The following is a 21,430-nucleotide window of genomic DNA, read 5'->3' as shown; positions in this document are numbered from 1 at the left end:
GGCTGGATCTACCGCGCCGCCTCCGCCTTGGCGGCGACGGCACGGTAGTGGTCGCGGAACTTCTCCGCCGTCGCGATGCGCATCTTCGCCATCCAGATGCGCACGTCCGTCTCTTCCGTGTCCTCACCACTGGTGATCAGCTTCTTACGCGCGCGCCGATCGAGGACGTCCTTCATCTCCATCGGCACGTCGGCAAGCTCGGCGACCAGCTGGGCACGCAGGGCATCGTCCTTGACGGACAGGATCGTCCTGTACGATTCCTTCAGCGTCGACCGCGCGTCGATCCACGATGCCGACCAGATGGGGCGCATCTCGGAGAACAGCATGATCGTCCACTCGGGCCGCATGTTGAAGCCGCCCGACTCGACGAACGGGTCAACGTCATCCGCCCAGCGGCTGCGGTCGGCGTAAACGCTCCGCACGATCGGCAACCGTCGCAAGGCGCGCGGCACGTGCGGACTTTCCCCGGCACGCAGCGCCCAGAGGTGCTGCGTCTCGGGCATCAGCAGCCAGGTGATGAAACGGTTGGCCAGCGCCTCGCGTTCACCCGTGACGCCGTACAGGATCGCGATGGGGTCGGCGTTGATCGCGCTGGCGGCACGGGGCGCGACGTAGCGAATGCGGTCGCGGCCGAGGGCTTCCTCGTTCACGCGCGCGAAGAAGTCGATCGCCACGCCCGCGGCGGCCTCGCCGTTGCCGACGTCGTTGCACGGTTGGCTGCCACTGTCGGTGAAGTATCGCGCGTTGGCCGCCATCAGCTGCAGTGTGCCCATGCCCTTCTTCCAACCCGCAGCGATCGCATCCTGGTACTCGGGCAGCTTCTCGCGCTCGGCCTTCGGCATGGCCTTGACGTCAGGCTGGGCCGTGAAGAGCGCTTCTTCCGCATCGACCATGGCGCGCTGCAGGATCGTGAGGTAGGCGACGGCGATCGACCCGCTGCGCACGGGATCGGACCCCGCGACGAGGCCCGCGAGTTTGGGGTTGGCCAGTTCCTCCCACCGCGTGGGCGCCGGCAGGCCGAGCGTCGCGTACAGCGGTGGGCTGTAGATCAACCCGAACGAGCTGAGCGCGGTGCCGACCCAGCGCGGCGCCGCCCCGGGCCGATCTTTGCTGGCCGCCTCGTATAATGCGATGCCCGCGATGTCCGGCGCCGGGAAGGCCGCGGTCCACACGTCGGCCGGCACGTTCACTGGCTTCAGCAGGCCCTTGGGCTTCAGCTCGACGTCGAACGGAAAGTCACCACCACCCCACATCATGTCGATGTCGGCCGCAAAATCAGATTCGGGTGGCAGCTTGCCGCCCTTGCGCATCGCGTCGTACTTGTCGTTCAACAGGCGCACGATGTCGTTCGTGCCGCCGGGCGTGAGGTAGGTGATGCGCACCGGCCGGCCGTGGTGCTTCTGGTGCCAATCGGAAAACGCCGCGGCGAACGCGCGGCGAATGTCCTGGTTGTGCGGCGTGACGATCGTCAGCTCTAGCGCGTCGCTACCGTTCGCACCGGGCAACTCATCCGCCCGCTTGGCAACCAACTGGCGCACGACGAACGGCGCGACGAGGACGATGAAGAAGAGGATGATCCAGATGTAACGTCGCATGTGCCCTCCAGTCAGCGGAAGTTGGCGCACCCTCCTCACTCGTCGGCCAGCACCACCACGTCCTTCGGGTCGAACTCGACCGCAAGGTCGCCGCGCACGTCGAATAGCGGTGGCGCGGCGATCACCTTCAGGCGCGTGCCGTCGGTCATCTGCAGCACGTGCTCGCTGGCCTCGCCAAGAAACGTGCTCTCGACGGCCTGCCCGGCGATGCGGTTGACGCCGACGGGCTGGCCGTTGCGGGCGATGCGCATCTGTTCGGGCCGAATGCTGACCGTCACCTTACCCGCAGGTGTTGCGCCGTTTTGCTTCGCGGCCGTAACGCGCCCCGCCGCGGTGTCGATCGTCATCGTGTTGCCGTCGACACCCGCGACCGTGCCGGCCAGCAGGTTGGTCTGGCCGATGAAGTCGGCGACGAACGCGCTGTTGGGCGTGTGGTACAGGTCGCCGGGCGTGCCCACCTGCACCAGTTTGCCCGCCTTCAGCACGGCGATGCGGTCGGCGACGCTGAGGGCTTCCTTCTGGTCGTGCGTGACGTAAATCGTGGTGAAGCCGGCGGTCTTGCAGATGCGGCGGATCTCGCTGCGCATCTCGTGACGCAGCTTCGCATCCAGATTGCTCAGCGGCTCGTCCAACAGCAGACAGTCGGGCTTGACCGCCAGCGCGCGGGCCAGCGCCACGCGCTGCTGTTGTCCGCCGGAGAGTTGGTTGGGCTTGCGGTCGGCGTAGGGCACCATCTGCACGAGGTTCAGCACCTCGTCGATGCGCCCGTCTTGCTCGCGGCGCGACACGCCGCGCACGCCAAGGCCGAACCGCACGTTCTCGCGCACGCTCATGTGCGGCCAGAGCGCGTAACTTTGAAAGCACATGACGGCGTTGCGCTTGTCGGTCCCCAGGTGCGTTACGTCGCGCCCGTTGAACCAGATTCGTCCGGAAGTCGGTTCGTGTAAGCCCGCGATTAAGCGCAACAGTGTGCTCTTACCGCACCCGCTGGGGCCCAGCAGGAAGAAGAGCTCACCAGCGTTAATCTGGATGTCGATGTCGTCCAGCGCGACCGTGGAGCCGAACTGCTTGGATATGTGCTCAAAGCGAACTTCCGTCATGACGGGCGGCGATTGTACAGGCTGAAGTGGAAAATGCTCGGAAGATTCGGGGCGCCACAGGGATTAGCGCAGTGCTAACCAAAAGTGCCGGGGGTATTCCCGCAGAGGAACGCGAGCGGCGGCAAGCAATGGCCGGCAATCGATACGTTCGCTCCACATCTGTTGCCATGCGGCAACTACTTTGCGCCCAGCATCTCCAGTTCGTTGCGCGCCGGCGTGAACTGCGGGTTGATCCGTAGCGCGGTCTGAAAGCAACGGGCAGCCTCCTCGTGCTGGCCGGTGCGGGCGAGGGCGATGCCGAGGTTCGTCCACGCCTGTGGGTTGTGGCCGTTCAGTTCCGTCGCGGCGCGCAGGTGCGGAACGGCGTCGTTGAACCGGCCGAGTTGCGCGAAGATCGTGCCGAGGTTCAACTGCGCCTGGGCATTACTCGGGTCGATCGCGATCGCCTTCTGCAGCATCGGTGTTGCGGCGTCGAAGTCGCCAAGCATCGCGGTGGCGCCACCCAGGGCGGCGAGCGCGCGGGGTTCGTTGGGATCGACCTCCACCGCCTTGCGGTACGCGGCGGTGGCGCGGGCCATGTCGCCGGTCATCGCGTAACCGGCCCCCAGCGTCACCCAGGCCTCGGTCATCTTCGGTGCGTGCTGCACCGCGCGCTCGGCGAGCGGGATGGCGTCGGTCGGCCGTCGTTGTTCGACCGCCAGCGTCGCCAGCGAGTTGTAGGCCGTGCCACTGGTGGGGTTGACGCGCAGCACGTGGTTGAACAGCGACGCAGTATCGCGCCACGTGCCCGCCTGCACCGCCGACCGCACCGCCAGCACGACCAGCAGCACCGCGGCCACCGTGCGCCAGATCGGACGCACCGCGCCAGTCGCACCACTTGCCCTCGACATCGCAAACGCGACTAGCAGCGCGACGCCGATCATCGGCAGGTACAGGTAATGGTCGGCCACGTTCGACAGGCGCTGAAAATCGTACGATACCAGCCCGATCACCGGCCCCACGCCGATCGCGAAGATCGCCAACGCGACCAGAGGCACGGCTTGACCGTGCTTGCGCCACGCCCACAGCGCCACTGCCAGCAAGGCGACCGGCACGACCCACGTGACGAACGGCGAGCCGCTGGCGATCGTCATATGCGGTGTGCGGCCGTAGTCGACCGCGAGGTTCATCGGCCACAGCAGCTTGCCGATGTAGAACGCGACGGCGTCCAGCGCCACCAGGGGTCGATAGACCAGCGGCCCGGCGTGACTGACGTCCCCGATCGGTTGCACCAGCCGTGCGGCGATCGCGCACGCGATGCTCAACAACACCCACGGTGCCAGCCACACCGCTGCCCGTCGCACCGGCCGCCCGATGAGCAGCGCGTCGACGACAAACGCCATCACCGGCACGACCATCGCCGTCGGCTTGCTCAGCATCGCCGCGACTAGCGCGAGCGTTGCCCACGCGTACGGCTTAACGAGGTGCGCACGCCTGGCCGTCACCGCGACCCGTTTCGTTGTGTCGTCGTCGACCGATCGCTGCGCCGCTCGCACGTAGCCCGTTAGCGCCAGTACGGAAAACAGCCCGCAGAGAAGGTCCTTCGTGCCCGACGTCCAGCCCACCGTTTCCACCTGCACCGGGTGCACGCCAAACAGCGCCGCCCCGATGGCCGCCGGCCAGTGGGGCAACCGCAACGCGCGTAACAAGCCGAAGACGGCCAGCGTCACGCCGATGTGGATCAGCACGTTGACGCCGTGAAACAGCGTCGGATTCAACGCGATGCCCGTTACGCCGTCCGGCTCGATCTGCGCACCGCCAGCGACCGCCCACCACACCATGTAGGTCAGCGGCACCCACAGGTGCATGTGTTCCGTCGTCCACAGCCGGCCGAGGCTTTCAAACGTCGGCGGGTTCAAATTGGGGTTTCTTGCGATCGTGTCGTAGTCATCCCAACTGGTGAAGTCGGCGCCGGTCAGCCGGGCCATCGCGACGAGCGTCAGCAGGATCACCAGCAGCATCGCGACCGATCGCTGAGTGCGCACGGCGGAATCACCTGGCAGCGGTGGCGCTGCGGGTGCGGTGGAACGGGCATTCTTCTTGCGTCGCGACATCGTGTGCCAGTCAGTTGTAGCGATCGCCCGCCGATCCATAAAGCCTTCATCCGTGGCTGCCGGAGGGGAGGAAGCCACGAAGGCGAGCGGGCGCGAACGGGCACACAATGGAAACGCCCGTAGACGCCGGGATCGTCGCCCCTATCATCACGTCCATGTCTGCCATTCCGACCGCGGCCAGTTTTAAGCAGCTCATCATCAGCGCGTTGCTCGTGCCGATGGGCCTGATGATCTGCATTGCCGTCATCCTCGCGTTTCAGATCAAGGGGTTGATGGACACCGCGATCGCCGTCGAGCGTAGCGACCGAATCCTTGCGCAGGTCAACGCGCTCGAGAAGCTCACGCTCGACATGGAGACGGGCGTGCGCGGCTACCTGCTCACGGGCAATGAGGCGTTCACGTCGCCGTTCGACATCGCGCGCAGCCAGATCGAGGCGGAGACGCAGCAGTTGAGGGACCTGCTGTCCGACAGGCCGGAAGAGTTGGAGCGGTTGAACCGCATCGTCGGCCTGCGCGCCCAATGGCTGGCCTTCGCCCACGAGGTGCTCAGCGCCCGCCGAGGCGGGCAGGACTACATGACGATCGTCAACAGCCTGCGCGGCAAGGGCTTCATGGATGCGTCGCGCGTCGAGTTTGCCGAGTTCATCAAGTTGGAGGAAGCGCGGCGCGACGTGCTGTCGTCGGCGGCACACCAGTCGACACGCAACACGCTGCTGCTGCTGGGCGCGGTGTCGCTGCTGGGTGGCGGGGTGCTGGCGTGGTTGGCGCGCAAGCAGTTCCTCGCCCTGGGCAACACTTACCGCCAGGCGCTCGTCGAGGCGCAGGAACTCAACGCCACGCTTGAGCAACGCGTCACCGATCGCACGGCGTTGCTCGAGAAGCGATCGGCCCAGCTGACGGAGGCCAACCGGGAGCTCGAGGCGTTCGGCTATTCGATCTCGCACGACCTGCGCGCCCCAATGCGTCACATCTCGGGCTTCGCCGACCTGGTCCGCAGGAGCGCCGGCCCAAAGATGGACCCGGACGACCTGGAGAGCCTGACCACGATCTACGACACGGCCAAGAATGCCGGGCGAATGGTGGACGACCTGCTGTCGTTCTCCCGCATCGGCCGGGCGCAGCTGCGCAAGGAACCGGTCGACATGGACGCGCTGCTGTCGCAGGTGCTTCGCGACCTGAAGCCCGAGACGAACGACCGCCAGATTGATTGGACGATCGGCCACCTGCCCCCTTCGGTCGGCGACTCGGCCCTGCTGCGCATGGTCTTGCACAACCTTGTCTCCAACGCCGTCAAGTATACCGGCAAGACGCGGGAGGCCCGGATTCAAGTGGGCGCCAGCACCGACGGGCCCGAAACCGTCTACTTTGTGACCGACAACGGCACCGGGTTCGACATGAAGTATGCCAATAAGCTCTTCGGGGTTTTCCAGCGCCTCCACCGCGCGGAAGAGTTTGAAGGCACGGGGATTGGATTAGCCAACGTAAGACGTATAATCATGCGGCACGGCGGGCGCGTCTGGGCCGACGCAAAGCTGGGCGAAGGCGCCACGTTCTCCTTTACGATTCCGAAGCTGCCCAGCGACGGTACCGACGACGACACGAGGTAGATTTTGAACAAGCTCAAGCGGATCCTCCTCGTTGAGGACAGCGTCAACGACATCAAGCTGACCACAGCGGCATTGCGCTCGGCCGGTCTGGCCAACGAGATCGTGGTGGCGCGCGACGGCGTCGAAGCGCTCGACTATCTCTACCGCCGTGGCCCGCACGAGGGGCGCGGCGACGAGACGTGCCCTGCGGTCGTCCTGCTCGACCTGAAGATGCCCCGCATGGACGGCCTCGACGTGCTGGCGCAGATCCGCAAGGACGACCAGTTCAAGACGTTGCCCGTCGTCATGATCACGTCCAGCGCCGAAGAACAGGACATGGTCAAGAGCTACAACCTCGGCGTGAACGGGTACGTGGTGAAGCCCGTCACGCACGACGAGTTCCTTCAAGCGATCCGTGAGGTTGGCCTGTTCTGGGCCGTGGTCAACCAACCACCCCCACAGCTGACCGCTCGTTCGCAAGCGTAAAGCGACCCTATGACGTCGATCCTTCACGTCGAAGACAGCCCGCTCGATCACAAGCTGCTGCGTGCGCAACTGGCGCAGCAGGGGCTGACGGTTCGCATGTCGCGCGTGGAGACGGAAGCCGCAATGCGGGCGGCGCTGCTGAGCGAACCGGTTGACCTGATCCTGGCCGACTACAACCTGCCGCAGTTCAGCGGCATGGGCGCGATCGAGGTTGCCGCCGAGGTGACGCCCGGGGTGCCGGTGATCATCGTCTCCGGCGCCATGGGCGAGCAGGCCGCGGTGGACATTTTGCGTGCCGGCGCGATTGATTACGTGCTGAAGGACCACCTCGAACGGCTCGGCGGCGCCATTCGCCGGGCGCTGCGCGAGGCCGCCGACCGGCTGGCCCGCCGGCAGGCTGAGGAAGAGGTCCGCAAGGCCCGCGACGTCGCCGAGGCCGCCAACCGTGCGAAGGATCACTTCCTCGCCGTGCTGTCGCACGAGCTGCGCACCCCGCTCACGCCGGTCATGACCGCCGTGCAGATGATGGAGACCGACTCATCGGTGCCCGATCATTGGCGCGAGCAGATCCAGATGATCCGCCGGAACGTGGAACTGGAGGTAAAGCTGATCGACGATCTGCTGGACCTCACGCGCGTCAGCCGCGGTAAGCTCGAACTGCACCTGCAGCCGACCGATCTGCACGAGAAGGTGCGGCAGGTGCTGGCGATCTGCGACGCCGACCTTCGCGCCAAGCGCCTCACCGTCGCCACGCACCTCGAGGCCCGCCATCACCGCGTGCAGGCCGACTCGGCGCGGTTGCAGCAGATTTTGTGGAACGTGGTGAAGAATGCCGTGAAGTTCACCGATGCCGGGGGCAGCGTCGTCATCCGCACCGCCAACGTGCCCGGCGGGCGCGTCGAGGTGAGCGTGACGGACAGCGGTGTCGGCATCGAACTGGATAAGGTGTCGCGCATCTTCGACGCCTTCGAGCAAGGCGGTAAACACGTCACCCGACAGTTTGGTGGATTGGGCCTCGGCCTGGCCATCAGCCGCGCGATCGCCGAACAGCACGGCGGCACCCTGACGGCCGCCAGCGAAGGCGCCGGTCGCGGCGCGACGTTCTCGCTGACGCTGCCCGCGACGGTACAGAGCGACGTCGCGCAGTCCAGCACCAGCCGCGTACCGGGCAGCAGCTCGCTTGCCGATTGCAGCGTGCTGCTGGTCGAAGATCATCCCGATACCGCCCGCGCGATGGGCCGCATTCTGAAGATGTGGGGCTGCAACGTGCAGATCGCCGACACGGTCGCCGGGGCGCTTCAGGTGGCCGACGCCAAGGGGTTTGACGTCATCATCTCCGACATCGGCCTGCCCGACGGCAGCGGCTTCGACCTGATCCGCCAACTCCTGACTCGCCGGCCGGTGAAGGGCATCGCCCTCAGCGGTTTCGGCATGGAAGAGGACTTGCGGCTATCGAAGGAGGCCGGGTTCGCCGAGCATTTGGTGAAGCCCGTAAACCTCCAGCAACTCGAAGCCGCCGTGAAACGCGCGATCGCCAGCGAGTGACCCACAACCGGAAGTTGACCGATCTACAGCATGCCCGCCGACCGTGGCATGGGCGTCTCTCCCATGCGTGTGGACTGGAATAGGAAGTCCAATTCTTCGGGTACCGCGCGGATCAAGCCGCAGCAATGAAATTCGCTCTCTGGACTTATTACGAGCATGGGCGAGACGCCCATGCCACGGTCAAGGCGAGTTCCGTCATGGTGCCACAGGAACAGGCTGGTTGATGGCCATCCGCTCCCTGCGCGTACCGATAAAGTGGATTGCCGTCGCCAGCGCCAAACCGGTCATCGCGGCGGCGCAGACGCCGGGCCACTTGGCGTAGGTCCATGCACTTGCCGCAATCGCCGAGCCGGCGGCGCCGCCGATGAATCGGACGACCATGTAGATCGTGTTGATCCGGCTGCGCGCCTCCGGCACCAGCGCGATCACCTTTGCCTGCGCCGCCACCTGGATCGACTGCACGCCAAGGTCCATCAGCAGCACACCGATCACCAGCGACGCGATCGCCACCCATCCCCACATGAGCGCGAAGGCCGCCATCGACAGCAGCAGCGCCAACAGCAGCGTGAACCCCGGCCCGCGGCGGTCGGACACCCGCCCCGCCAGTGGCGCCGCGGCGGCGCCGGCGAGCCCGATGATGCCGAACAGCCCCGCCTCGCTCGCGCCGCGGCCGAAGTAGTCGCTCATCAAGAACGACAGCACCGTCCAGAACCCGATAAACGAGCCGAACGACAGCCCGCTGACCAGCGTGGCCGGCCAGAGGTTTCGCGTGTGCAGCGACAGGCCGAGCAGCGACCGCATTAACTTCCCGTAGGTCATCTTCAACGTCGGCGCACGGTGCGGCAGCTCGGCGCGCAACACCAGGCCCAGCACGATCATCACCCCTGCTGCCAGCAGGAAGACGGTCCGCCATCCACCGAAGTGGTCGGCGACGAACCCCGCCACCACGCGCGCAAGCAGCAGCCCGCACAACAGGCCGGCCATCAACACGCCGACGGTATGACCCCGTCGCTCGGGTGGCGTGAGGTCGATGCCGAGCGGAATCAGAAGCTGTGAACTGGTGGCGGTAATGCCCACGAGCAGTTGCGCGACGATCAACAGCGCCAAGGTGGGCGCAGCGGCCGTCGCCAGCAGCAGGACGGCGCAGATCGCGACGAGGGTCAGCACGACGCGCCGTCGTTCGACGATGTCGCCGAGCGGTACGAACAGCAGCAGCCCAAGCCCGTAGCCCACCTGCGCCGCCGTCGCGACCATGCCCGCCTGTTGGGCAGTGCCGCCGAACTGCCGGGCGAAGTCACCGAGCAACGGCTGGCAGTAGTAGATGTTCGCCGCCGACGCCCCGCATGCGGCCGCCATCACGTAGAGCGTGTGGGCCGGTAGCTCTGGCGCGATGGGTGCCGTGGCGGTTGAGGGGATCGCGGGTTGCGGGTCGGTTTCGATCGCGGTCAGCGCGTGCTCCTGCTCGCGGGCCATTCCGCATGGGGGGAGTGTAGGAGGCGCGGCGGCACATCGCCAAGTTCCGTCACTCGACAGGGGTGGCACAAGTTTGCGTCACAGGCTGAGTTCGGTGAAAATATTGGGACGGGTTCACCATTCTTGGCCGCCAACAGCGCGCGGCAAAGGGGCAGTATGAAATCGGCTTACATCGCACTTGTCGGGCTCTCGCTAGCGACACACGCCGTCATCGCGACGGCAGGGGAAACAATGACGGACACAACGAAGCATGCCTCGGTCGCAGTGGCGGACAACGCAGGCCTATCGCCTCTTCACTTGGCCGCCAACGCCGACGACCGCAAGGCCGCCGAGGCGCTGCTTGCGAGCGGCGCGGATTTCTACGCGCGCGACGAGAACGGCCAGCTACCGCTCGACCTGCCACCAGGCGGATCGATGAACGACACCCGCAAGTGGCTGCGCGAGGTGAACAAGTCGCGCAACGCCTTCCTCACCGCACTGCACGAAAATCAGATCGACCGCGTCACTGAACTATTGGCGGCCGACAGGTCGCTGGCGAGCACGCGGGACATTGGTGACGGTTGGTCGGCCGTGATGTCGGCGTGCCACTTTGGCAACCTCGAGATGTTGCGCCTGCTGCTCGACGCCGGCGCATCGCTGGACGCCGTCGACTTCAACAACGGCCACGACGCGGTCTTCGTCTGCGCAGAAAAAGGTCAGACCGAGTGCCTGCGCCTCCTGCTGGCCGCCGGTGCCAAACCCGACCGCATGTGGCGCGTGAACTACGGTGCGCTGCCCATGCAGATGAACGCGCTGCACGTGGCCGCTTGGAAGGGGCACGGCCCCATCGTGCAACTGCTGCTGGATGCGAAGGTGGACCCGAACGTGCGATCGAAGTCGTACGCGATGTTCTCCCCCCTACACTTCGCCGCCACTGAGGGCCACACCGCGATCGTGCGTCAACTGCTGGATGCCGGCGCCGACACCACCGCCCGCGACGGTCGCCGCGGCATCACCGCATTGGAAATGGCACGGGCCGCTACGCACACCGATGCGGCCGCCGCGCTCGGTGGAAAGTAGCGTGCGACCGTGGCTTAGGCGCGGCTGATCGTGTCTAACCCTCTGCCGGCGGAGGGGGGGACCACACGCCAGACAGCAACTCCGCGCGCTACTTCCGAACCGTGGCCATAAACCCCTGCATCCGTTCGACGAGACCGGTCTTCATGTTGTAATGCACCTCGTCGGCCGTGCCCGTCAGGGTGCCGGAGGCATCCAAAACGCGCAGCGGTTGCTCGCGCGTGCCCGTGGCGATCACCATCTGCGTGGCCGCGTCGTAGGTCAGATGCGTACCTTCAAACGTACGGCCGGCGCTGCTGAAGGCGATCGGGCCTTTGGCCGTCACGCGCTTCACGCCGGGCAAGGGGTCACCCTCGTTCGCCGTTTCACCCTGCGGCGCAAGGTCAGCCTCTATCGTGGTGGTGAACAGGTCCAGCGGTGCGCCGTCGGCGGTGGCTGGCTGGTGCTTCACGACAACCTCACCATCGATGATCGCCTTGTTCGATCGGCGGTCGATCGTCAGCGTGTTCTTCCACGCCATCGCCACGGCGCCCCGGCCGCGCACGTCCTCGTCGGGGCTGCTGGCGGGACGCACGTCCTCGTACAGGATCCGCCCCGGCACCGGCACCAACAGTCGCTCGGCCTTCAGGTCGTATCGCACCTCGTCGGACAACAAGTGAAACTCGCGCACCGGCGTGCCGTCCAGCGATTCGACTGAACTGACCGACACGTTGCCCAGCAAGGTCACCGCGACCGCTTCCTTATCGCCGAACGCATCGGTGCCGACGGCCATGCCGTCCAGCGGCGTCTTCTTCGACTCCACCTTGCCGGGCGGCCGCGTCGCGGCGGTCCGCGTCGCCGCGTTGGCCTTGGCGTCCGCGTCGTCGTCGACCACGTCAGCGAGCGTGATGCGAACGCGGTCGCTCTTGGCCGTCTCCATCACGCCCGCAGGCGAGGTGGAATTCACGACCACATCGCCGACGATGTCGACCACGTTCTCGTTCGACTTCAGCGTCGCGTCCTTCGCCCACTCGATGTCGACCGGGCGTTGTTCCTTGCCCTCGCCTTGCATGGCACGAATCGAACCGGCCCCAGTGATTGTGGCGGTGCCGGTCTTGGCGTTGATGGTGACGGCCGGGCCGATCAGCGTGCCCTGCGGACTGACGACCTGCACCGACTTCTCGGCCGACAGCTCGATCTGAGGTTGACCATCCACCATTATCACGTGCAGGTCATCCCCAGTGGCCGACGTGTCGTCCTTGTCCGTCAGCTTGACATTGCCGGCGGCCCGCAGGTCCTTCAGCTCGATCTCATCGGGCTTGGCAGCGCTGGCGGCGAGATTGGCGGTAAGCGTGTCGGCGTAAAGGTGCTGCTGCGCGTCGTGCGCGTGGACGTTGCCGCTGGCCTCGAAGCGGTCGGGCGCCGGCTGGCCCTTCTCGTCGGTCTTCGTGAACAGCGCCAGGCGGTCGCTCTCGATCGTGCGCTTCGCTTCCTCAGCTGTGGTGATCGCCTTTACAGCGCCCGTCGCGGTGATCTGCCGCAGGACGGGCTGGTCGGGCTTCTCGCCAGGCTCGAAGCGCAGGCTAAGCGCGTCCGACGTCAGCGATAGCCGTGGATGCTCAACGTGAACGTCGCCCTCGGTATCGATCTGCGACAGCGTGGTCGCGCGCTCGTCCCCGGCCAGCTGAATCATCGCCTGGCTCTTCCACGTCGCGGTGAGGGGTTCGCCTTTCGCAGCGTCCTTCTTCACAGTGTTGTCGGCCGGCCTAGCGGGCGCATTGGCATCGGCGACCACGGTGGCGGCCGGTACGTCGATCTTGCCGGCGCCGCCGAGAATGGCGACCCTCGCAGCGCCGTCGTAGTCGACGCGCTCGGTGGTGATCGTGCGGCCATCAGCATCGGTGATGGTGACGACGGACTCCCCCGCCGGCGGGCGCAGCGTGGCGCTGCCGTCGCTCGTACGGTACTGGGCCGCCCCCGCCTTCACCGTCGCGCCGGCCTGCTGCAGCGTCACGTTGCTGCCCGACAGTTCCGCGACCGCATCGCCCGGCGACAGCGCCGCCAGTGGTGGCTCGGTAAGCGGTGTCATGCGCAATGGGCCAGTCCAGTAGACGATGATCGGCTCACCCTGCGCGGCGGCGTCCGCGGTCGCAGGCTGGCCCGCCGGTGCGGTCGCGGCAGGCGCCGGTGGACCCGCGGGCCCGGCGGTGGCGGCTTCCGCTTCCGCTGCGGGTTGAGACGTCGCGGGCGCAACTGTCGTATCGGCGGCTTCGGCTTCGCTTGAACGCACCGTCGACTGCGTGAGGAAGTCGATCGTCAGTAGGTCGCCGCTGCCCAGCGTCTGGTCGGCCTGCATGATGCGCACCGCGTCGTGCAGCTTGGCGCGGTAGAGCGTCAGCCGTTTCTCGGCTTTGCCCGCTGTCGGGATCGCCTCCGCAGTCGCAGCCGCATCGGTGGATGCGAGTTCGGCCGGGCGGTGCACGGCGCGATGCAGCGAGTCATCCGCACGCCATCGTTGTTGCGCCACCGTGAGGTCGGCACGCTCCACCGCGGCACTGGCGGTCAGGCCGTCCGGCGTCTTCTTGATGACCGCCCGTTCGCCGTGGGCGATCTCGAGCAGTTGGATGACGCCGTTGCGGTCGTCCCAGCGCAGGGTGAGGCCGTAGCCGTCGAAGTCCATGTCATCACCGCGCACCTCGACCTTCACGCGGTCGGCGGGCACGGTTTGGCCGGCGTCGTCGGTGTACTTGTCGGTGTAGATGCGGAACGTGTCGAGGTCGAACGTGACGTTGTTCACCTTCGCCGACATGATGCGCTGGCCGGTCGGCGTCTCGACGTTCACCGTCACGTTTTGCATCGTGCCGCGCGACGGCATCTGTGGCACGTTGTCGCCCAGCGGCGACTTCCGGGCCGCGGGCATGTCTTTGATGACCGCCGTCCCACGGTCGGCCAGCAGGTGAATGATGTTGCCGCCGCGCAACGGGATGCGCGCTTCCGGGTACAATGCATAGACCGTGTTATCCGGCTGCGGTTGCAGGTCGCTGGCACGGAACTGGCTGACGAGGCGCATCTGCGCGTCGTACTGCGACATCCACAGCCCCTCGCCTGGGCCCAGCGCCCGGCCGGTGTCGGTCTCCTGCCACTCGCGCGGCGCGAACGCTTCCTGCCCCACGGGCACGACGCGAATTGTCGGCGGTTGCAGAACCCAGTACAGCGCGAATAGCCCGCCGAGGACGATCAGCGTTCCGATGATGAGGAGGGGACGACGCATAGGTGATTACATCAGGCCGGCGAGCTTTTCCGGTCCCTCTCCCGGTACTCCGGGAGAGGCTAGGTGAGGGTGATTTCGAACTGCTGACGACTCTCGGAAGAACCAATCACCCTCACCTAGCCTCTCCCATGAGTACATGGGAGAGGGACCGGACTCCTTCAGCTTCAATCTTCCTTCACGTCCAACATCTTCAGTACGACCAAATCTTGGACGTCGATCAACCCAATGGGTTCACCGCCGTCGTTGACCACGGGCAGTTCGTCGATGCGGCCCGGATGCATCAGGGCGATCGCCTCGCTGGCCAGTGCATCGGCGTGGATGCGCTTGGGGTTGCGCGTCATCACGCTGTGGATCGGCTGATTCAATCCGTCAACCGCGGCGTCGGTGATCAGTCGGCGGAGGTCGCCGTCGGTGAAGATACCGCTGAGCTTGCCGGTGTCGTCCACCAGCACGACCGCGCCGCTGCGACGCTTGATCTTAGCCACCTCGTGCAGCACCTGCCCAACCGTTTGGCGGTCGCTCGCCACGGGCAGATTCTCACCGAGTTTGAAGCTCATCGCCTCGCGCACCTTGATCAGCTTACGCCCCAACTGCCCCGCAGGATGGAAGACCGCGAAGTCGTCGGCGGTGAAGTTGCGCAGCCGCATTACCGTGAGCGCAAGGGCGTCGCCAAGCGCCATCATCGCGGTCGTGCTGGCGCTGGGGGCCAGGCGCAGCGGGCAGGCCTCTTCGATCTTCCCGATGACGATCGACACGTCCGCGTGCCGTCCGAGCGTGCTGGTGGCGGTCGACGAGATGCCAATTACCGGATGACCCAGTTTCTTTACGATGTTGAGGACGCGCAGGATCTCGTCGCTTTCCCCACTGGCCGACAGCAGGAGGACGACGTCACCCTGTCGCACCGACCCCAAATCCCCATGCGCCGCGTCCGCCGGCGACAGAAAGTGTGCCGGCGTGCCGGTGCTGGCGAGCGTGGCCGCCAGCTTGCGGGCAACGTGCCCGGCCTTGCCGATGCCGCAGGTGAGCACGCTCGCCCCACAGCACAGCACTAGATCGACCGCCCGCTCAAACGCGTCGTCAATCGCGTTCGCCATCGAGGAAACCGCAGCGGCTTCGGTCTCGATTACCCCGCGGGCAAAGTTGCGTAAATCGTCGTTCATCGTGAGCTGTTTAGCGTAAACGGGAACGTCGCGTGCGTCCAACGGCTGCGAGGTAAAGCGATCGCTACGGCGCGTGGCAGGATCTCTCGCTTTTGTGCTGTCCCCCGGCCGCCGGTACCATGGGGCCTTCCCCAGCCGAGGTCGCGTCACTTGGAATATCGTGTAGAACTGGATGTCTTCAACGGGCCGCTCGACCTGCTGTTATTCTTGATCAAGCGGGACGAGCTGGACATCTACGACATCCCGATCGCGAGCATCACGCAGTCGTACATGCAGTACGTGCAGGTGCTGCGCAGCGTGAAGGACCAGGTGGGGCTCGACATCAACGTCGCCGGCGACTTTCTGGTGATGGCGGCGACGTTGATGGAGGTGAAGAGCGCGATGCTGCTGCCGCGCCAGGAGCAGACCCCCGAGTCTGCCGACGGTCGCAGCGCCGCCGCCGAGCTGGCCGACCCACGGTACGAGCTGGTTCAACAGCTGCTGGAGTACAAAAAGCTGAAGGACTCGGCCGCGTTGCTTGACCGTAAGGCCCACGAGCACGCGGCCCGTTTTCCGCGAATACCGGTGAAGCTGGAAGGCACGGAAGACGAGCCCCCGCCGGTGGATCTGGACGAGGTGCAGGTCTGGGACCTGTTGGCAACGTTCGAACGGCTGCTGAAGGAAGTGGGCGTCCGCAAGCCGCGTTACCACGAGGTGACGTACGACGACACGCCAATCGATCTGCACGCCGCCGACATTGAAGACCGGCTAAAGCGTGAAGGCCCGCAAACCCTGCGTGGCTTGCTGCTTGGCCGCAAGAGCCGCAGCGAAATGGTCGGCGTCTTCCTCGCGCTGCTGGAGCTCATCCGCGAGAAAAAGATCCTTGTCGAACAATCCGACGACTTAGCCGACGCCAACATCGTTGAGGCCCCTGAGGAACATAAAAGCACTTACGCCGGGGCGTCGCTGCATTTGCTGGATGAATCAGCCGCTGATCCGATTCCGGTCCCCTCTCCCGGTACTCCGGGGGAGGGCTAGGGAGGGGGTTCTTCGTAACTCGCATAGATGGTTTGACACGGGAACATGGGGTGTCGCCCCCTCCCTAACCCTCCCCCGGAGTACCGGGAGAGGGGACAAGCGCTCCGCCGCTGACGTCGCTCTCTTCCTTTTTATTTGCATCCTCCCTCCCCGCCGCGGTACAACGCGTTAGGCCACTGTTGGGGTGGCTGGGAACGGAGCGATTTGCATGGAAGTTGTCGCGGTCATCGTGGGGATTTTGATCGGCGGCGTCGTCGGTTGGTTGATCGCCGAGCGGCGGGCCACCGGGCGCGCGCAGCAGCATGTCGCGGCGGCGACGGTGGCGGAATCGCGGGTGGCGTCGCTAACGCAGCAATTGGCCGACCAGGGGCGAACGGTCGACGAGCTGCGCGAGCGGATCTCGCTCGCCGAGCGGTCCACCGCCACCGCGGAAGCGAGCCTGCGCGCGGCCGAGGACAACATCGCCGAGCAACGCAAACTGCTGGACGACGCGCAAGCCAAGCTGCGCGATGCGTTTGCCAGCGTTTCGACTGAGGCGCTCGCGAAGAACAACCAGGCCTTTCTCGACCTTGCAAAGGAGCGTTTCGCCACGCTGTCGCAGGAGGCCACCGGTACGCTCGACCAGCGCAAGACCGAGATCGACGGCATGCTGAAGCCGATGCAGGAACTGCTCGGCCAATACCAGACCCGCCTGGTCGACATCGAGAAGAACCGCGTCGAATCGTACAGCATGCTGCGCGAGCAGCTCGGCACGCTGATGGAAGTCCAGCGGACGGCCAACCACCAGACCAACGCGCTTGTGACCGCCCTGCGTCGCCCGACCACGCGCGGCCAATGGGGTGAAGTAACGCTTCGCCGACTGGTCGAACTGGCCGGCATGACCAACCGCTGCGATTTCTTCGAGCAAACCTCGCAGGCGACCGATGACGGCAACAAGCAACGCCCCGACATGGTCGTGCGCCTACCCGGTGGGCGCGAGATCGTGATCGACTGCAAGGCCGTCCTCGACGGTTTCCTGGACGCCGTCGCCGCGACGTCGGAAGACTCGCGCCGCGAGTGTTTGTCGCGCCACAGCGCGCAGGTGCGCAGCCGGGCGCGCGATTTGTCGATGAAGGCCTACTGGTCGCAGTTCAAGCGCAGCCCTGAGTTCATCGTAATGTTCCTGCCCGGCGAGGCCTTCTTTAGCGCCGCCATCGAATCCGACCCCGGTTTGTACGAGGACATGTTCAAGAGCCGCGTGATCATCGCCACGCCTACCACCCTGCTGGCGCTGCTGCGATCCGTCGAGTACGGCTGGCGGCAGGAAGACATGACCGAGAACGCCGAGAAGATCCGCAAGCTGGGCGTCGATTTGTACGAGCGCGTGCGCACGCTGGCCGAGCACATGTCCAAGATCGGCAACAGCCTCGGCACTGCCGTCGGTCATTACAACAACGCCGTCGGCTCGCTGGAGACGCGCGTGCTGGTCTCGGCCAGGAAGATGGGCGAACTGGGTGCACGCACCGAAAAGGAAATGACCAGCGTCGACCCGCTCGACTCCCGCCCCCGCGAGCTGACCACCGCCACCCCCGCCGCGATGATCACCGCGGAGTAACCGTGGCATTTTCCGGTCCCTCTCCCATCTATTCATGGGAGAGGTTAGGTGAGGGTGATTTCGAGTTGCTGGCGATTCGCAATTGAAGAGTTGCCCACGGATGGGCACGAAGGAACACGAATTTAGTGATTCGATGTGACGTCTTCCGCGTCGTGTTCATTCGTGCCCATTTGTGGGCCGTCTTCAGTGCAAAATCACCCTCACCTGACCTCTCCCGGTGTACCGGGAGAGGGACCGGAAAAGCTACCGCCGTTCGGCTAGCCACCCTTAGCAGCCGATTTTGGCGATTGAACGGTTCAATCCCGCCACCATCGCTTTCTAATCCTTGCCTTCCACCGCCCCCGGCACTTCCCCATCCCATTTTCCCTCCACCTGTTCACTTCATTCTTCCGATGAATTATCGGACGCTTAGCCCGACAGGACCCGAAATATGCGCACCTTCTCGCCGGCCCGCGCCGCCTTTGTGATCATCATCCTCTGCTCGTGCTTCGTTGCGCTGGGCACGCGCGTGGCGTACCTGCAGACGTATGGCCGTCAGCAGACCATCGGGCGGGCCGAGCGGCAGCAGCACCAGAACCAGGTGCTGCGGTCGCGGCGTGGCAGCATCTTCGACGCCAACAGCATGCTGATGGCGGGCACCGTGCAGACGCAGACGCTCTACGTCGACCCGAAGTTCATGCAGCAAGTTTACGAGGGTGCCGGCCGCAGCCTGGTTCAGATGGACGACGACGTCGCGGCACTGGCGCGCCTGATCGACAAAGAGCCCTTTGAGATCAGCAAGCTCCTGAGCGACCGCGCGACCAGCCGGTTCGTGAAGGTCGCCGAGAACCTTGATGAACCCACCTGCCGTGCGATCCACGAGATGAACCTGCCGGGCGTGGGCCTGCTGCCCGAGAGCGCGCGCACCTACCCGATGGGCTCGATCGCCGCCCACGTGCTGGGCGGCAGCGGCAAGGACGGGAACGGGCTGGAAGGCATCGAACTGAAGTTCAACAAGGTGCTGAGCGGCAAGGACGGGCAGATCCGCGTGCTGAAGGACGCCCGCCGCCGCGCGATCGCCACTGCCGCCGACGACTATGTGCCACCGCTGCACGGCAAGCACGTCGTGCTGACGATCGACGCCAACATTCAGATGATCGTCGAGCAGGAGCTGGCCGACACCTGCACGAAGTACCGCGCGCAGCGCGGCGAAGCGGTCGTGATGAACCCGACGACCGGCGACGTGCTGGCGCTGGCCAACTGGCCGACGTTCAACCCCCAGAACCTCGAGGACTCCACCGCCGACCGCCGCCGCAACCGCGTGTTGACCGACCCGTACGAGCCCGGTTCGACCTTCAAGCCGTTCATCACTGGCCCGGCGCTGGCGCTGGGCGTCACGCGGGTAAACGAGGTCTTCCCGACCGGCGGCAAGACGTGGCGCACGCCGTACAACCGCACGATCACCGACGTGCATGGCTACGACCGCCTGGCGCTGTGGGACGTGCTGGTGAAGTCGAGCAACATCGGCATGGCCATGCTCAGCGAGCGCATGGGCAACCCGCGCCTGTACAAGGCCATCACCAGCTTTGGCTTCGGCCGCCCCACCGGCATCGAGCTGCCCGGTGAGGATCGCGGGACCGTGCACCCGCTGAACAAGTGGACGAAGTTCAGCACCGACTCGGTCGCGCAGGGTTACGAGGTGATGGTGACGCCGATGCAGCTCGCCCGCGCGTTCTGCGCCTACGCCAACGGCGGGCGCCTGATCACGCCGCGCCTGGTGAAGGGCGTGCTGGACTCCGAAGGCAACATCATCGCCCGCCCGACCAAGCCAAACGCCAACCTGCTGCCCGAGGTCATCGACCCCACCAGCGCCGCCTGGATGCGCCGCGTGATGTGCGACGTGATGATCCGCGGTACCGGCTCGGGCGCGCGCAGCCGAACGTGGAACGTGTTCGGCAAGACCGGCACCGCCCACATCAGCCAGGGCTTGGCCGGCTACGCCGCCGACAAGTACACGAGCAGCTTCATCGGTGGCGCCCCGGCCGAGAAGCCGGAACTGGTGATCGCGTTCATCATCCACGAACCCGACCGCGCCTTCGCCGTGAAGAACAACATGAGCTACTTCGGCGGTGCCGTCGCCGCCCCCGGCGCCGTGGCATCGCTGGAACGCGCGCTTGCCTACCTGCAGGTCCCCCCCAGCCCCGACATCACCCTGCCGCCGCCCCACGTCGCCAGCGTGTTGTTCAACTACAACCCCAAGCAGTACGCCAAGCCCAAGCCCAAGACCGAAAAGAACGAGAAGACAGTGGCGACGGTGAAGGAATAGACTTGCCCACCCGTATCTGCCATATAGCCGCCGGCTTGCCGGTGATCTTCTATTCGAACAATGGAAGACCACCGGCAAGCCGGCGGCTAAATGGCAGCGTCACGATCATTCTACCAACATTGAATCCCCATAGCTGAAGAATCGATATCGCTCGGCGATCGCGGTCGCGTAGATGCGCCGCTGCTCGTCTAAACCCACCATGGCGGCCACCAGGGCGATCAGCGTGCTGCGCGGCAGGTGGAAGTTGGTCACCATCGCGTCCACGTATCGCCATTCGTACGGCGGGTAGATGAAGATGGCCGTCGAACCACTAACGGGTTGAATCGGCTGACCAGACGGTTGCGATTCCAGCACGCGGGCGCTCGTCGTGCCGACGGCGATAACCCGGCGACGTTCCTGTTTTGCCAGATTGATCGCGACGGCGGCTTGGGGGCTGATGGCGTACGTCTCGCGGTGCATCGCGTGGGCTTCGAGCGTGTCGCTGGATAGCGGCTTGAACGTACCAAGGCCCACGTCGAGCGTGACGCACGCCCGCTGTACGCCGCGGGCGTCTAACTCAGCCAATAACTCGGGCGTGAAGTGCAGCGCGGCGGTCGGGGCGGCGACGGCGGTGGCGCGGTTGGCGAAAACGGTCTGATATCGCTCGCGGTCGGCGGCGTCGCGGGCGTCGTGGTCCTTGTCGCGACGAATGTAGGGTGGCAACGGCATGCGGCCCAGGCGGTCCAATACATCCGTTGCGCGATCGGTCGTATCTACGCGCAACACGTAGTTTCCATCCACCATCCGCCCTACTGCTTGGGCCGTCAACGTAGGCTCATCAGCGAACGTGAGCGGCACGGGATCGGTTATCGGACCCAGGTTGCGCAGCATCACCTGCCATTGGCCGGGTGTGTCTTCGGAGACAAACAGACCTTCAATGCGCCCGCCGGTGCTTTTTCGCAACGTGAAGCGGGCGGGGATGACGCGGGCATCGTTGAAGACCAGCAAATCGCCGGCGCGCAGCAGGGACGGCAAGTCCGAGAACGTGCGGTGGGCGATGCTGCGATCGGGCCTGCGATAGTGTAGCAGCCGCGACGCGGTTCGCTCGCCGGCGGGTTCCTGCGCGATCAGTTCGGGGGGCAAGTGGAAGTCTAGCTCGTCGCTGCGCATGAACGCCAAGTTAGCCGAGAC

14 protein-coding genes are annotated in these 21,430 nt (G+C 65.6%); 7 read left to right on the top strand and 7 right to left on the bottom strand.

The features are described 5' to 3' along the window. Positions 1-8 precede the first annotated feature (8 nt). From VGN72_20695 to VGN72_20685, 3 genes are all read right to left on the bottom strand, one after another. Complete coding sequence (locus VGN72_20695; protein ID HEV7301768.1) at positions 9-1,595, bottom strand: extracellular solute-binding protein; 1,587 nt, start codon at positions 1,593-1,595, stop codon at positions 9-11. A gap of 35 nt (positions 1,596-1,630) precedes the next feature. After that, the gene (locus tag VGN72_20690; GenBank protein HEV7301767.1) at positions 1,631-2,695 is read right to left on the bottom strand and encodes an ABC transporter ATP-binding protein; all 1,065 of its coding nucleotides are present in this window, start codon (positions 2,693-2,695) and stop codon (positions 1,631-1,633) included. Between the two features lie 176 nt (positions 2,696-2,871). Beyond that, on the bottom strand, positions 2,872-4,788 hold the full coding sequence (locus VGN72_20685; protein HEV7301766.1) for a tetratricopeptide repeat protein: 1,917 nt from the start codon (positions 4,786-4,788) through the stop codon (positions 2,872-2,874). Between the two features lie 155 nt (positions 4,789-4,943). On the opposite strand from VGN72_20685, the gene VGN72_20680 reads away from it, so the two are divergent. The 3 genes from VGN72_20680 to VGN72_20670 are packed head-to-tail and all read left to right on the top strand — an operon-like array spanning position 4,944 to position 8,405. Then, positions 4,944-6,395 carry a CHASE3 domain-containing protein gene (locus VGN72_20680; GenBank protein HEV7301765.1) on the top strand — a complete coding sequence of 484 codons (1,452 nt, stop codon included), beginning with the start codon at positions 4,944-4,946 and terminating at the stop codon, positions 6,393-6,395. Positions 6,396-6,398: 3 nt separating this feature from the next. Further along, positions 6,399-6,860 (top strand): response regulator, encoded by a 462-nt coding sequence (locus tag VGN72_20675; protein ID HEV7301764.1) that lies wholly within the window; start codon positions 6,399-6,401, stop codon positions 6,858-6,860. 9 nt (positions 6,861-6,869) lie between these two features. Continuing rightward, entirely contained in the window at positions 6,870-8,405 is a 1,536-nt protein-coding gene (locus VGN72_20670; GenBank protein ID HEV7301763.1) for a response regulator, read from the top strand. A gap of 195 nt (positions 8,406-8,600) precedes the next feature. Here VGN72_20670 and VGN72_20665 read toward each other — a convergent pair whose 3' ends face one another. Further along, positions 8,601-9,878, bottom strand: a complete 1,278-nt coding sequence (locus VGN72_20665) for an MFS transporter (GenBank protein ID HEV7301762.1) — start codon at positions 9,876-9,878, stop codon at positions 8,601-8,603. 231 nt (positions 9,879-10,109) lie between these two features. On the opposite strand from VGN72_20665, the gene VGN72_20660 reads away from it, so the two are divergent. Next, complete coding sequence (locus VGN72_20660) at positions 10,110-10,937, top strand: ankyrin repeat domain-containing protein (protein ID HEV7301761.1); 828 nt, start codon at positions 10,110-10,112, stop codon at positions 10,935-10,937. Positions 10,938-11,025: 88 nt separating this feature from the next. Here VGN72_20660 and VGN72_20655 read toward each other — a convergent pair whose 3' ends face one another. Then, positions 11,026-14,184: a hypothetical protein gene (locus tag VGN72_20655; GenBank protein ID HEV7301760.1), complete on the bottom strand. Its 3,159-nt coding sequence runs from the start codon at positions 14,182-14,184 to the stop codon at positions 11,026-11,028. Between the two features lie 164 nt (positions 14,185-14,348). Continuing rightward, positions 14,349-15,344, bottom strand: coding sequence for a KpsF/GutQ family sugar-phosphate isomerase (locus tag VGN72_20650; GenBank protein ID HEV7301759.1), 996 nt, complete (start codon positions 15,342-15,344; stop codon positions 14,349-14,351). Positions 15,345-15,494: 150 nt separating this feature from the next. On the opposite strand from VGN72_20650, the gene VGN72_20645 reads away from it, so the two are divergent. From VGN72_20645 to VGN72_20635, 3 genes are all read left to right on the top strand, one after another. Beyond that, positions 15,495-16,361 carry a segregation/condensation protein A gene (locus VGN72_20645; protein HEV7301758.1) on the top strand — a complete coding sequence of 289 codons (867 nt, stop codon included), beginning with the start codon at positions 15,495-15,497 and terminating at the stop codon, positions 16,359-16,361. A gap of 208 nt (positions 16,362-16,569) precedes the next feature. Next, positions 16,570-17,955 (top strand): DNA recombination protein RmuC, encoded by a 1,386-nt coding sequence (gene rmuC / locus VGN72_20640; protein HEV7301757.1) that lies wholly within the window; start codon positions 16,570-16,572, stop codon positions 17,953-17,955. Between the two features lie 430 nt (positions 17,956-18,385). After that, complete coding sequence (locus VGN72_20635) at positions 18,386-20,260, top strand: penicillin-binding protein 2 (GenBank protein HEV7301756.1); 1,875 nt, start codon at positions 18,386-18,388, stop codon at positions 20,258-20,260. A 105-nt stretch (positions 20,261-20,365) separates the two neighbouring features. Here the strand turns inward: VGN72_20635 and queA are convergent, their stop codons facing one another. Beyond that, positions 20,366-21,409 (bottom strand): tRNA preQ1(34) S-adenosylmethionine ribosyltransferase-isomerase QueA, encoded by a 1,044-nt coding sequence (gene queA, locus VGN72_20630; protein ID HEV7301755.1) that lies wholly within the window; start codon positions 21,407-21,409, stop codon positions 20,366-20,368. Positions 21,410-21,430 lie beyond the last annotated feature (21 nt).

Source organism: Tepidisphaeraceae bacterium (assembly GCA_035998445.1).
Lineage (GTDB): Bacteria > Planctomycetota > Phycisphaerae > Tepidisphaerales > Tepidisphaeraceae > DASYHQ01.
Note: the sequence above shows the minus strand (reverse complement) of the source record. Positions and strands in the feature narration are given on the sequence as shown.

Excerpts from the sequence above, each read along its gene's own strand:
- VGN72_20695 (HEV7301768.1), bottom strand. The coding sequence starts at position 1,595 with ATGCGACGTTACATCTGGATCATCCTCTTCTTCATCGTCCTCGTCGCG.
- VGN72_20690 (HEV7301767.1), bottom strand. The coding sequence starts at position 2,695 with ATGACGGAAGTTCGCTTTGAGCACATATCCAAGCAGTTCGGCTCCACG.
- VGN72_20685 (HEV7301766.1), bottom strand. The coding sequence starts at position 4,788 with ATGTCGCGACGCAAGAAGAATGCCCGTTCCACCGCACCCGCAGCGCCA.
- VGN72_20680 (HEV7301765.1), top strand. The coding sequence starts at position 4,944 with ATGTCTGCCATTCCGACCGCGGCCAGTTTTAAGCAGCTCATCATCAGC.
- VGN72_20670 (HEV7301763.1), top strand. The coding sequence starts at position 6,870 with ATGACGTCGATCCTTCACGTCGAAGACAGCCCGCTCGATCACAAGCTG.
- VGN72_20665 (HEV7301762.1), bottom strand. The coding sequence starts at position 9,878 with ATGGCCCGCGAGCAGGAGCACGCGCTGACCGCGATCGAAACCGACCCG.
- VGN72_20660 (HEV7301761.1), top strand. The coding sequence starts at position 10,110 with ATGACGGACACAACGAAGCATGCCTCGGTCGCAGTGGCGGACAACGCA.
- VGN72_20655 (HEV7301760.1), bottom strand. The coding sequence starts at position 14,184 with ATGCGTCGTCCCCTCCTCATCATCGGAACGCTGATCGTCCTCGGCGGG.
- VGN72_20650 (HEV7301759.1), bottom strand. The coding sequence starts at position 15,344 with ATGAACGACGATTTACGCAACTTTGCCCGCGGGGTAATCGAGACCGAA.
- rmuC (HEV7301757.1), top strand. The coding sequence starts at position 16,570 with ATGGAAGTTGTCGCGGTCATCGTGGGGATTTTGATCGGCGGCGTCGTC.
- VGN72_20635 (HEV7301756.1), top strand. The coding sequence starts at position 18,386 with ATGCGCACCTTCTCGCCGGCCCGCGCCGCCTTTGTGATCATCATCCTC.
- queA (HEV7301755.1), bottom strand. The coding sequence starts at position 21,409 with ATGCGCAGCGACGAGCTAGACTTCCACTTGCCCCCCGAACTGATCGCG.